General features: G+C 63.3%; 12 protein-coding genes. 1 reads left to right on the plus strand and 11 read right to left on the minus strand.

What is annotated here, in order from left to right:
* Positions 1–6 precede the first annotated feature (6 nt).
* From JQ592_RS07550 to JQ592_RS07570, 5 genes are all read right to left on the minus strand, one after another.
* Entirely contained in the window at positions 7–1,017 is a 1,011-nt protein-coding gene (locus JQ592_RS07550) for a SphA family protein (protein WP_211402235.1), read from the minus strand.
* A 49-nt stretch (positions 1,018–1,066) separates the two neighbouring features.
* Positions 1,067–2,494 (minus strand): DUF1254 domain-containing protein, encoded by a 1,428-nt coding sequence (locus JQ592_RS07555; protein ID WP_246820216.1) that lies wholly within the window; start codon positions 2,492–2,494, stop codon positions 1,067–1,069.
* A gap of 17 nt (positions 2,495–2,511) precedes the next feature.
* Positions 2,512–3,540: a DUF1254 domain-containing protein gene (locus JQ592_RS07560; protein ID WP_211402535.1), complete on the minus strand. Its 1,029-nt coding sequence runs from the start codon at positions 3,538–3,540 to the stop codon at positions 2,512–2,514.
* Positions 3,541–3,640: 100 nt separating this feature from the next.
* The gene (locus tag JQ592_RS07565; protein WP_211402237.1) at positions 3,641–5,335 is read right to left on the minus strand and encodes an arylsulfatase; all 1,695 of its coding nucleotides are present in this window, start codon (positions 5,333–5,335) and stop codon (positions 3,641–3,643) included.
* 10 nt (positions 5,336–5,345) lie between these two features.
* The gene (locus tag JQ592_RS07570) at positions 5,346–6,365 is read right to left on the minus strand and encodes a formylglycine-generating enzyme family protein (protein ID WP_211402238.1); all 1,020 of its coding nucleotides are present in this window, start codon (positions 6,363–6,365) and stop codon (positions 5,346–5,348) included.
* A 508-nt stretch (positions 6,366–6,873) separates the two neighbouring features.
* Between JQ592_RS07570 and JQ592_RS07575 the strand changes: the two genes are divergently transcribed.
* Entirely contained in the window at positions 6,874–7,881 is a 1,008-nt protein-coding gene (locus JQ592_RS07575) for a helix-turn-helix domain-containing protein (protein WP_211402239.1), read from the plus strand.
* 71 nt (positions 7,882–7,952) lie between these two features.
* On the opposite strand, the gene JQ592_RS07580 is transcribed toward JQ592_RS07575, so the two are convergent.
* From JQ592_RS07580 to lepB, 6 genes are all read right to left on the minus strand, one after another.
* On the minus strand, positions 7,953–8,222 hold the full coding sequence (locus JQ592_RS07580) for a hypothetical protein (RefSeq protein WP_211402240.1): 270 nt from the start codon (positions 8,220–8,222) through the stop codon (positions 7,953–7,955).
* 100 nt (positions 8,223–8,322) lie between these two features.
* A complete protein-coding gene (gene recO / locus JQ592_RS07585; RefSeq protein ID WP_211402241.1) occupies positions 8,323–9,072 on the minus strand; it encodes a DNA repair protein RecO in 750 nt (249 codons plus the stop codon).
* A 140-nt stretch (positions 9,073–9,212) separates the two neighbouring features.
* Positions 9,213–9,593 carry a hypothetical protein gene (locus JQ592_RS07590; protein WP_183247862.1) on the minus strand — a complete coding sequence of 127 codons (381 nt, stop codon included), beginning with the start codon at positions 9,591–9,593 and terminating at the stop codon, positions 9,213–9,215.
* 21 nt (positions 9,594–9,614) lie between these two features.
* Positions 9,615–10,541: a GTPase Era gene (gene era, locus JQ592_RS07595; RefSeq protein ID WP_211402242.1), complete on the minus strand. Its 927-nt coding sequence runs from the start codon at positions 10,539–10,541 to the stop codon at positions 9,615–9,617.
* Complete coding sequence (gene rnc, locus JQ592_RS07600; RefSeq protein ID WP_211402243.1) at positions 10,531–11,412, minus strand: ribonuclease III; 882 nt, start codon at positions 11,410–11,412, stop codon at positions 10,531–10,533. Before rnc ends, era begins: the two co-directional genes overlap by 11 nt.
* Complete coding sequence (gene lepB, locus JQ592_RS07605) at positions 11,409–12,173, minus strand: signal peptidase I (RefSeq protein WP_211402244.1); 765 nt, start codon at positions 12,171–12,173, stop codon at positions 11,409–11,411. Before lepB ends, rnc begins: the two co-directional genes overlap by 4 nt.
* Positions 12,174–12,255 lie beyond the last annotated feature (82 nt).

The raw sequence follows: 12,255 nt of genomic DNA on the forward strand, positions 1-12,255 counted from the left end.
CCTCCCTCAGTACTTTCGAACGATGGGCTTCGCCGGCGCGGGCGCGGCCGGCGAGACCGAGAAGGTGACCCAGGTCGACCAGCTCTTCGGCCGGTTCTCGACCTCGAGGTCCTTGTAGCCACGGACATTGAGATAGCCCTGATAGCCGTCGGACATCGGGATCATGAAGCCGATCTGCGGCCCGATGCCGACCGCCTGCCCCCTGAAGCCGCCGAGCCTGGCGCCGGGACCGCTGTCGTCGGTGAGCTGCTGGAAGAAATAGCCGGCGACGCCGATATGGACATTCTTGCTGACGAACTGGGACGCCGCCCAATCGACATGGAAGTCGATGCCGTTCTGGTACTGGAGGAACGGGTTCATGAAATTGTAGGTGAGCCCACCGACGATCGAGAATTCATGCCCGGTCTTGAGGTCTAGATAGGTGTAGCCGGCTCCCGCATCGATCGCCGGGAAGCCAAAACTCAAATTCGCGAGCCGGCTGGAATCGTAGGTGCCGCTCGGGATGTTGCCGGTGATGTAGACCATCTCGTTGTGCACGCCCTGGTTCCATTTCAGCGTGCCTTGATAGAAGACGTCGGCCAGCGTTGTGCGGTTGTCCGTCGCGCTGCCCGAGATGGTGTTGCCTCTCGGACCTGTCAGCGTCGCGTCGATGCCGACGCCGATGTTTCCCGGCACGGTCAGCAGGGTGAAGCCAGCCTGGCCGCCAAGCACCGGCATCGGCGAGGTGTAAGTAATGCCCATGACCAGCACGTCGGCATGCGCATTGAGGCCGGCGGTCACCGAACCGGGTATGCCGCCGCTTGTGACGAAGTTCTGCCCTGCTCCGGCCTTGTCCTGCAGATGGATGTAGATGGTCGAATAGGCCCATCCCGGCGTCACCGGAACGGCGGCCAGGCTGCCGAAGATACCCGGCAGCCAGAAGCTCACGCCGCCGGCGGCGGCCAGCGCCGGCTGGGCGGAGAAGGTCGCCAGCGCCAAGGCGGTTGCAAGCCCGGTCTTTCGAATGTGTCCCGACATTGTCGTGCCCTCGTTCCGATCGCGTCATCCAACCGTCGCGCCTGGTCCTCTATTTCGTGGCCCCTCCAATCGTCGTGGCGATGCGCTCCACATCGGGCAGCTTCCAGCTGTGGTCGAACAACGGCTGCTCCGGACCATAGAGACGGAACAGCAACTCGAATCTTCGCGCGGGATCGGTCGGCACCCAATTGGCTTCCTTGCCGGCCGGCGCCTTGGGGCCGAAATAGACGTCGACTGAACCGTCGGCGTTCTTCTCGATGCCCGGGCTGATCGAGGCTCGGCTCGCGCTCGGCATATTCCGCACCAGCGCATGCGTCTCGCGGTCGTAGACCGTTGCCGACCAGTATTGCCTGACCGGCGCATTTGCCGGCACGGTCAGGCGATAGGTTGCGCTGCCCTCGAGAGGCTGGCCGTCCTTGTCCTTCGCCACCATCAGGTAGAACTGCGCCGTGCCGAGCCGCTTCACGCCGGTAAAGCCGAGCGTGTACGTCACCGCGCGCGCGTCGATCGGATAGGCATTCGGATCGGCGTATCCACCGCTTGCCGCCTTCACCATCTCCGCCACGGCGGCCGGGAACCAGCGAATGCCCGGATTGATCACGGGGAATCCCGCATCGTAGCGCTGCTCCAGCACCGCATGCGCCTCGCGCGCAGCCTGATCGAGCAGCGCAAGCGTCTTCTGGTCGGGATTGTACGGCTTGCCTTTCTCGATGCCGATGGTCGCAAGCTGGTCGATCATCGTGCGATCGCGATCAAGCCATGGCTCGCTCTGCACCACGCGGTCGAGGCTGCGATAGAAACTCGCATCGTAAGGGATCGTGGAATCGAACAGGACGTCGTAGGCATCCGTGAAATGGGTCGGTGGCGGGCTCTTCGCCTGCGCGAGCGGATACACCTTGATCTGCTTGCCGTAGGCGACCGACTTTGCGACGTCAGCATCGCCATGACTTGCGAGATTTGAGCGCAGCAGCGCAAAGCCGCTGAAGGTGTCCGATTGAAGCGCAATGTGGCCCGCCGGCACCTCGCCCTTGTAGCCGGGCGGCAGGATCAAATACTTGCCGCCTTGCCCCTTGTCGGCACCCTCGGGGCCGGCGTCCTCCAGCGGCATCTGCCAGGCCGTGACGATATTGCCGGCGATCGAGCCGCCCCGCGCCGGCGGGATTTCGATCACGACCGGGCCGTCCTTCACATTCCAGAACGACATCAGATAGATCGCATCCGGATTCGGTGTCAGCGTCTGGTTCTTCCAGTTCACTGGCCTCGACCAGTAGACGACCTCATTGACCTTCGCGCTGGTGGTCCTCAGCATGGCCTGAAGCATGAGGTCGGCATTGACCGCGGGCATGCCCCAGATCATCGCCTCGACGGCGCGGCGCTGGATGTTGCGCGCGGCAATGTCATCCGGCGACAGGCTTTGCGCCTGCACGGTCGCGGTCGCCAGCATCATCGCAACCAATCCGCCGACTGCCCGTCTCATGACGGCCTCCATCTTCGCTACGCTCCGCTTGCCGGCTTCGGCTCCGGGAATTTCCACTTGCCGTTCAGGATTTCGGGGCGCGGCCGGTAGAGCCGCACGGTGTAGTTCCATCCTTTCATGATCGGCAGGCAGTTCGGGATCTTGCCGTCGCAGCCGCCGAACTGGATCGCCGTCGAGCCGTCGGCCGATTTCACCGCGGTCAGATTGTTGAGGGAGTAGGCGTTGTACGGGTTCTTCTCGAAATAGCCCTCGGCGTTGTAGAGGCTGATCGACCAGAAGCCGTCGACAGGCACGTTGCCGGGAACGATCAGCTTGTAGACCGTGCTGCCGTCGTTCTTCTCAGGATTGAAACTGAGATACGTGGCTTCCTTGTCGAGATTACCACCCCATGCGGTCGCTGTGCCGATCAGATGACGGATCGGGTCCACCTGCTCCTTCGCCCCAAACGCGCGCTTGAAGTCATGCAACGACGCGCCGAGAACAAGGAGGGCATCCCGCACCTTCTTTTGGCTCGCTGGGTCCCACGCAGGAACCTCGAACTTGCCAGCAGCTTTCTGGCTCACTGTGGTCGCGTCCTGCAACGCGTGCACCCTCTCGACGTCCTTTGGATCTTGCGGGTCGACCAGCGTGCGCAATGCGACCAAGACGTATCGGGTGCCGACCTTTTCCCTGCCGTAGGTGTAGGTGCCAGCGCCGTGCTCGACATTGCCGACCACATAGTGATCTTCATTGATCACCTGCATCGAGCGGAAGCGCTTGCCCGCGTCCGGCAACGTGATTGTTGCCGGCCCGGCATCGAGGTCAAGCACCACCGACGAATACAGCGTATCGCGATTGGTTCGGATGACGGGCTGCCTGTCGATCTGCATGGGCTCGCGATGATGAAAAAGCTTGCCTACGCCCCCGGCGTCCCTGGCCGCATTACCGAGATAGAGATCGGTCTCGGCGCGGACGAAATTGTCGACCGTGACGGGCACGGGCGATTGCGCGAGAACCTGCGAACTCGCGAACATGGCGATGGACGCAAACCAAACAGCTGGTTTCATTGCGGGACTCCCACAGCCACGCTGCTCGCACCGCGGGGTGCCGTCGAACACGGCGATGCGACCGGCGGGTTTGTGGCCGCCGACCGCACCGCCGTCGACCTCAATTCCTGTTCGAGACGCCAACGGTGATCTTGTCCATCGCGTCGCTCACGGTGAAGCTCGCCGCCTTGGCGCGTGGCGGGAAATCCTTGAAGCTCTCCAGCCATTGTGCGACCGCAGCTTGTGCCGGCACAAACAGGAATGCTCGATGCACCTGCCAATTGGCGTAGTAGATGCTCTCGGTCCCGCGCTCGAACGGATCGGCCCGTAGATTATAGAGATTGGGCCCGCGCAACTTGTTGAAGTTGCCTTGCCAGACGCCAATCGGCGTCTTGGGATTTGGCTCGCTATTCTGCTCCATAAAAGCGATCTTCCACTCGCGGACCCGCAGAGCCATCAGATCGCCGTCGTCGCTCCAGTAGAGGAATTCCTGGCGCGGCGATTCCTTCTCGTCGCCTTTGAAGAAGGGCAGCAGGTTTTGGCCGTCCAGGTGGACCCTGAACGTCTTGCCATTCAGCGTGGTGCCCGACTTCAGCTTGGCGAGGATACCAGTCTCGCCCGCCGCCGCCGCGAATGTCGGAATGAAGTCCTCATGCGCACAGATGTCGTTCACGATGGTTCCCGGCTTGATCACGCCGGGCCAGCGGATCAGGCAGGGCACGCGGAAAGCGCCCTCCCAGTTCGTGGCCTTCTCGCCCTTGAACGGCGTCGAACCACCGTCGGGCCAGGTGAATACCTCGGCGCCATTGTCGGTGGTGTAGACGACGATGGTGTTGTCGGCGACGCCGAGATCGTCGATGACCTTGAGGAGCTGCCCGACATGTCCGTCGGTCTCGACCATGCCGTCCGGATAGACGCCGAGACCGGTCTTGCCGTCCGATTCTCTCTTCAAATGCGTGAAGATGTGCATCCGCGTCGAATTGAAGTAGCAGAACCATGGAACAGCCTCGGCCTGCTTGCGCTTGACGAAATCTATTGCCGCGCTGAGGAATTCCTCGTCGATGGTCTCCATACGCTTGCTGTCGAGCGCGCCGGTATTCTCGATGACCTGCTTGCCGACGCGTCCGAAGGCGGGATCGACGGTTGCATCGTCGCGGTCGCTGGCTTTGCATTTGAGCACACCGCGCGGACCGAACTTCGCGCGGAATCGCGGGCCCTTTGGATAGTCAGGGTTTTCCGGCTCCTCTTCCGCATTGAGATGATAGAGATTGCCGAAGAACTCGTCGAAGCCGTGCACGGTCGGCAAATGTTCGTTGCGGTCGCCGAGATGATTTTTGCCGAACTGGCCGGTGGCGTAGCCGAGCGACTTCATGACGTCGGCAACGCTCGGATCGAGCGGCCCGAGACCCAGCTCGGCGCCTGGCAGCCCGACCTTGGTCAATCCAGTGCGGATCGGCGATTGTCCGGTGATGAAGGCTGCGCGGCCCGCGGTGCAGCTCTGCTGACCGTACCAGTCGGTGAAGACAGCGCCTTCCCTGCCGATGCGGTCGATGTTAGGCGTCCGGTAGCCCATGATGCCCATGTTGTAGGCGCTGACGTTGAACCAGCCGATGTCATCGCCCATGATGAAGAGAATGTTCGGCTTGCGCGCATCGCCTGCGGCCGGCGCGGGTGCGGCCTTCTGGGCCTGTGCCAGTGCCTCCGACGTCAGCGTCGCGGCCGCGACGATGGACGACGTTCCCAGCAACAGATGTCTGCGATTGATCGTCTGCTCAGCCCGGGACTTGTTGTTCTTATTCTCCAATTCGCTGCTCATGCGATTCTCCCTACGTTACTCTGGCGGCGTTTCCCTCCTGCTTGTGATGCACGGAGATAGGCGATCTCACCACGCACCTGAACCCGACGTGGCTGGCCGAGGTATCGACCGGCTCGGCGTGCCGCGCCGCGGGGCGGTAGCGACGGCAATAGTTCGGCGCGCAGAGGTGTGAGCCACCCTTCAAGACTTTGCGCGGGATGCGGACGTCGGGTTGACATGGATCAAAGCTCGCATCCTCCCGACCGCCACGCGGATTCTTGGGAATGCAGCAGGGCTTCGCCGCTTCGGCCTGATGCCGCGACGACCACCAGTCCGAGGTCCACTCCCAGACATTGCCGATCATGTCGTAGAGCCCGTAGCCGTTCGGCGGAAAGGCCATGACCGGCGAGGTACGCTCGAACCCATCCTCGCCGAGGTTCTGGACAGGAAAACTTCCCTGCCAGATGTTGGCCATGTACCTGCCGCCCGGCATCAGCGCATCACCCCAGGCAAACTCCTCGCCATCGAGCCCGCCGCGCGCAGCGAACTCCCACTCCGCTTCGGTCGGCAAATCCTTGCCAGCCCAACGCGCATAGGCGGCCGCGTCATTGTAGGAGACGTGCACGACCGGGTGGTCGTCGAGCCCTTTGATATTGCTGCCGGGGCCGTAGGGATGGCGCCAATTGGCGCCGCGCATGAAGGACCACCACTGGCTCCAGTCGGCAAGATCCGTGATGCGCGGCAGCGGCGAGAACACCAGCGAGCCTGCGTAGAGCATCTCCCTGAGCGCACCGGGATAATCCTTGGGATCGGGAACGAGCTGCGCCTCCGTGACATGGCCGGTGGCGTTGACGAACTCCTTGAACTGCCGGTTGGTCACCGGCGTGCGGTCGATCCAGAAGCCGTCGACCGAGACACGATGGCTCGGCGCTTCCTCGGGATAGTGGTGATCGGATCCCATACGGAAGGTGCCGCCGGGAATGAAGACCATCTCGCCGGTCTTCACATCATCCGGCAACCACTCGCAGTGATCCGGGTCGGCCCGCAGCATGATGGAAACTCCGATACGCGCAGTCCACCGGTGCTATGATACGGACTTCGGCAGGCGCCGATGACGGCGGATTGCCCGGCGCATTGGACGCATGGTCTGGTCCCCCTCTTCCTGGCGCTGAGGGCAGGAGATGCAGATCGCGAATTGCGTCAACATCTCTCCCGTTCTTGCGCACGCGATCCGAGCATGCAGCAGCACGCTGCCCCTTCCACGCCACGATCTGCAGCGCGCTCTCGATTCGTATCGCTTAGGTTGCAAACGGTATCCGAAGATGCGGCGACTGTGATGTGCAGATTGTGCCAGCACGTCGCGGCGATGGCCGGGATCGAGCGATGCCACGTCTCACATTCGCTGAATTGGCAGCCTCATTGCCGGATTCATCGTGTCGAATTCGACGATCATTCGCCTCAAAACGCGAACTCAATTCACAGCACCTCTTCGCGTTGTAGTGGTATTTCCGTTTGCCGCCTGCCGCACAAATGTCGCGCTTCAATACAAGTGTACGACCATGGTGCAGTCTCTTCTGGTTGATTCGCGGAAGCTCGACGGTTTCGAGGGTCTACACCAGGCCGTGCACGGCTCTCACGTCGACGTCATGCAGCTCGGACGCGGGCGGCTACGCGGGACACTGTCGCATGTCGGCATCGGCGATTTCTCGCTCAGCATCGGCGCCTTCAACATCGGAATGCGCACGCAGCGCACCTCCAGCGACGACAAGCTCATCATCGGCATGCTGCTGGCAGCCGAGCAGCGCGTTGCCCATTGGTCGTTCGACATGCAGCTCAACGACGTGCTCGTGATTCCGCCGCTGCTCGAGCATGACGGCGTCTTTCACGGCGCATCCGCTTATGCGGCCATGCGCTTCGATCTCGATCAGGTGGGGGAGTTGTTCGGCGGAGAGGCGCGTCTGAGCGATCCCGACACATGGCGCAGGCGTGGTCACTTCCGGGCAGACCTCGCGACCGGCGCATTGGCCTCGCGTCGTCTGATCCGGATCATGTCCCATCTGGCCATCCACAAGCACGGCCTGACGCCGTCGACGGCCGATTTCTGGAAACGATCGATCGTCGAATGCATGGCTGCGAACGTGATGTCGTCGCTGCCGCCCGATGACCGCGGCAGACTTCCTTCAGCAAGGCGGCTGATCCGCAAGGTCGAGGAGTATCTCGACCAGGCCGGCACGCGCCCGGTGCATGTTTCGGAAATATGCGCCGCGTTCACGGTGTCGCGACGCACTCTGCATCGCGCCTTTCAAGAGGTGTTCGGGCTCGGCCCCGTCACCTTCCTGCGCCACAAGCGCCTGTGCACCATTCACTCCATCCTGCGGGAGAGCAGGCCGGGTTCGACCACCGTGGCAGCGGTCGCGATGCAACAGGGCTTCTACGAGCTCGGGCGCTTCTCGCAGTATTATTCGATGATGTTCGGAGAGCGTCCGTCGCAAACCCTGGGAGTCACATCATTCCCTCTCTCGGACGATGGTCACGCCCAAGCAGGCTCCATCCTCTCCGAGAGATGAAACAACGAGCGGATCGCGCGACGTTGTTCCGTGCAGCCCGGTTCAGGATCAATCGGTTCCTTGCGGGCAGGCTATTGCCCGGCCCATCCGGCGGTCACGGTCTGGGTCTTTGCCTGTGCCGGGGTGTTGGTCAGGCAGCGGCGGGCCGTCTCGATCTCGGCCTCCGTCGCGCCGTGGGAGCGCGCCCATGTCTCTGCGGCTGCCGCGGAATATTTCGCCACATAGTACCGCACAACCGTGCAGGAGGCGCGGCGAAACAGGCCGGGTTGCGGCTCGCCAGCCATCGCATCAGGCGCAAGAGCAAGCAGCGCCGCCGAGAGCGCAAATCCTCTGATCAACATTTAGGCTGTCCCCATTGTGGAACCCTCGCCGGCAACGCCATCAGGCCGATTTCGTTCCGGGGAACTCCATGCCCTCAGGCAGGGCAGACGCGCGGCTCCCTCATGGCCCCGAGATCGCCTTCGCCTGCTGCCGCATCAGCGCATTGATGAAGCCGGCCCGCGCGTCGGAATGGCCCTGTCCGCGCGGCTCCAGCACGTGGCGAAGCAGGAACAGGCCGGTCAGCCTGAAGCCATCCTGGAGATCCTGCTCGGTGAGTTCGCTCGCGGTTTCGCCGTGCCGCAGGAATGGCGGCAGCCGCAACAGCCGGTCCCGCCACGGCTCGCCCGCGCCGCGAGATACCGCCCCGCCGGATTTGGGCGAGACGTAGATCAGGTCCGTGGTCTCGCCGGTCACCGCGCAATTCTCCAGCGCCAGCCCGAAGCCGAGCTCGGCGAGCATCGCCAGCTCAAAGTGGATGAGATGCACCGCCGCGCTGCCGATGTCGTCGAAATCATCGAGCGAATGTTCGAGCAGCGCAAATATCTCTTCGTGCGGATCGCGCTCCGGCAGGAGCCGCGCGATCGAGGCCAGATGGGTGACGCCGTAGACCCCATGGGACGATCCCAGCAGCGTGGCCGCGCGCAGCTTCAGTCCTTCGATGGCGTAGGTGCCGAGATGCTCGTCGAGCCGTGCCCGCCACACCGCGCTGACGCTGTTGCCGGGTTGCAGCAGCGGCCGCAGCCGCGAGCTGGCGCCACCGCGCACGAGGCCGAGATGTCGGCCGTGCGCGCGCGTCAAGAGCTCGACAATGGCGCTGCTCTCGCCATGCCGCCGCACGCCCAGCACGATGCCTTCGTCGGTCCATTCCATGGGAGGAAGTGTAGCGGATTCCAGTCAGGAGCGCAGCGCCATCTCCCGTCATTCCGGGGCGCCTCGAAGAGGCGAACCCGGAATCTCGAGATTCCGGGTTCGATGCTTCGCATCGCCCCGGAATGACGGAACATATCAATTCACGCGTTGAACCAGCCCTGCGCGTCGCCGGTGAAGGAGAAATACAGGCCCATCGTCGTCAGCACGCAGGACACGATCTCGATGGCGCTGTCGAGCTCCATGCCCTTCTCGCCGATGATCTGGCCGAGCGAAATCACCGACAGCACGAGGGCTGCCGCCAGCACCCAGCGCGGCCAGTTCTTGCGCCAACGCGCGGCCAGCCAGACGAAATAGACGAGGAGCAGAATCATGCCGCCGGCGAGCAAGGTCGCCGTCATGATCATCTGCTCGGTCATCTCGGCATTGGGCGTGCGGTCCTGCACGGCAACCGAGACGGCATCCAGCATCAATGATGCATACAGCAGCGCTTCGAAGCGCTGGACGTTGGCGGGTACGCTCATCGCATGCCGATCTTTTCTTGGTTATTCTTTGGGGAAGTCCAGGCCCATCTCGCGGTAGCGATCGGGATCGTCACCCCAGTTCTCGCGCACCTTGACGAACAGGAACAGATGCACCGGCACGTCCAGGATCTGCATCAGCTCCTTCCGCGAGTCCGCGCCGATCGACTTGATGGTGGCGCCGCCCTTGCCGAGCACGATCTTTCGCTGGCTTTCGCGCTCGACGTAGATCGTCTGCTCGATCCGCACCGAATGATCCTTGCGCTCCTCCCATTTGTCGGTCTCGACCGTGGACTGGTAGGGCAATTCCTGGTGCAGCTTCTGATAGATCTTCTCGCGCGTGATCTCGGCCGCCAGCTGCCGCATCGGCGCGTCCGACATCTGGTCCTCGGGATAGAGGAACGGGCCCGACGGCACCATCTCGGCGAGCGTCGTGCGGATGTCGTCGACGCCATCGCCCGAGATCGCCGCGATCATGAAGGTTCTCGCGAACTTCATGCGCTCGTTGGCGGCCTGCGCCAACGCCAGCAGCTTCTCGCGCTGAACCAGGTCGACCTTGTTGATGACGAGGATCTTCTCGTGGTTGACGCTGGCCGCCTTGGCGAGGATGGCCTCAGCCTCCTCGTCGATCCCGGTCTTGGCATCGAGCAGCACGCAGACGAGGTCGGCGTCATGCGCTCCGCTCCAGGCGGTCGAGACCATGGCGCGGTCGAGCCGGCGCTTGGGCAAGAAGATACCGGGCGTGTCGACCAGGATGATTTGCGCGTTGTTCTCGATGACGATGCCGCGGATCAGCGCGCGCGTGGTCTGCACCTTGCGCGAGACGATCGTGACCTTGGCCCCGACCAGCGCGTTGACCAGCGTGGACTTGCCGACATTGGGCGCGCCGATCAGCGCGACGAAGCCGCAGCGCGTCGCGGTCGGCGCCTCGCCGCTTGCTTCAGCCGTCATTGCCGCCGCCAACGCCTTCACGTTCGATCATCACCGAGGCCGCCACCTTCTCTGCCGCGCGCTTGCTGCCGCCGACGCCTTCGGCCGGCGCAAGGCCCGGCAAGTCGACGGCGACGCGGAATTGCGGATCGTGATGCGGGCCGGTGCGCTCGACCTCGCGGTAAACCGGGGTCGGCAGCCCCTTCCCTTGCGCCCATTCCTGCAGCACGGTCTTGGGATCGCGCAACGGACGCCGCGGCTTGTGCATGCGCTCGGTCCAGTTGCGCCTGACGAACTCGGCCGCCGCGGCATGGCCGCCGTCCAGGAAGATGGCGCCGATCACGGCCTCGCAGATGTCGCCGAGGATGGATTTGCGTAAGCGCGCATCTGCGCTGGAGCCGACCGAACCGAGCTTGATGTCGTCGAGCAGGCCGAGCGACTTGGCGACGTCCGCGCAGCTTTCCTTGCGCACGAGCTCGGCAAGGCGCTTGGACAGCTCGCCTTCATCGGCATTGGGGAAGGCATGATAGAGCATGTCGGAGACGACCAGACCGAGCACGTGGTCTCCGAGGAATTCGAGGCGCTGGTAGCTGTCGCCGCGCTTGCGTCCGGACTTCAGCGCCGAGACGTGCGTGATCGCCTGCATCAAGAGGTTCGGGTCAGTGAAGGCGTGGCCGATGCGCGCCTCGAGCGCGGCGTTCGCGTCCGCCGCCTTGGCCTTGCTGCTCCGCACCCGCTTCTTCTTTGCGGGAGTCTTGGCTTCGGGAGCCTTGGCTTCAGGAGACTTGGTTTCCGGAGTCTTGGTCGCAAGCGTTTTGGCTGCAGCTTCGCCGTCAGGGACGGCTTGCGCGTCGATCGGTTCGGTCGTGATGTCCTTGGCTTCGTCTTTCATCGGACGATTTTGAAGAAGCGATTCCAGCGCACCGCCCACGGCCAGCGCCAGAACATCCAGGCATGTTCGCCTTCGGCGATCGAGAAGAAGATCATCTGGGCGCGACCGATCAAATTCTCCTGCGGCACGTAGCCGACCTGGCCGAGGAATCGGCTGTCGGTCGAGTTGTCGCGGTTGTCGCCCATCATGAAGAAGTGCCCGGCCGGCACGGTATAGACGTTGGTGTTGTCCATGTAGCCGTTGTCGGCGCAGTCCAGCGTCTCATAGCTCACGCCGTTCGGCAGCGTCTCCTTCCAGCGCTTCACCCGGGAGATGCCGCCGCCCTCGGAGCCGCACGGATCCTCGCCGACATATTCGCTCATGCGCTGCCGCTCGACCGGGGTGTCGTTGATGTAGAGCAGCCCGTCCCGCATCTGGACGCGGTCGCCGGGAAGGCCGATCACGCGCTTGATGTAATCGGTGGAGTCGTCCTTGGGCAAGCGGAACACGACGATGTCGCCGCGGTTCGGGTCCGAGCCCCAGACCCGCCCCGAGAACAGCGGTGGCGAGAACGGGATCGAGTAGTGGCTATAGCCGTAGGAATATTTCGAGACGAACAGATAGTCGCCGACCAGCAGCGTCGCCTTCATCGACCCCGAGGGAATGTTGAACGGCTGGAACAGGAAGGTGCGGATCACGAGCGCGATCAGGAGAGCATGGATCACGACCCGGATCGTTTCGCCGACGCCGCTCTCAGTTTTCGTTCCCGAAGTCACGCTCATTGCTCTCTCAATTCCAGCCGGCGGGTCACAGAGCGCCCTCCTCCCGCGAACGGCCCATCGCTTCGCGGCGCAAGGAGATTGT

Origin of the sequence: Bradyrhizobium iriomotense (genome assembly GCF_018129405.1) — a bacterium.
Taxonomy (GTDB): domain Bacteria; phylum Pseudomonadota; class Alphaproteobacteria; order Rhizobiales; family Xanthobacteraceae; genus Bradyrhizobium; species Bradyrhizobium iriomotense_B.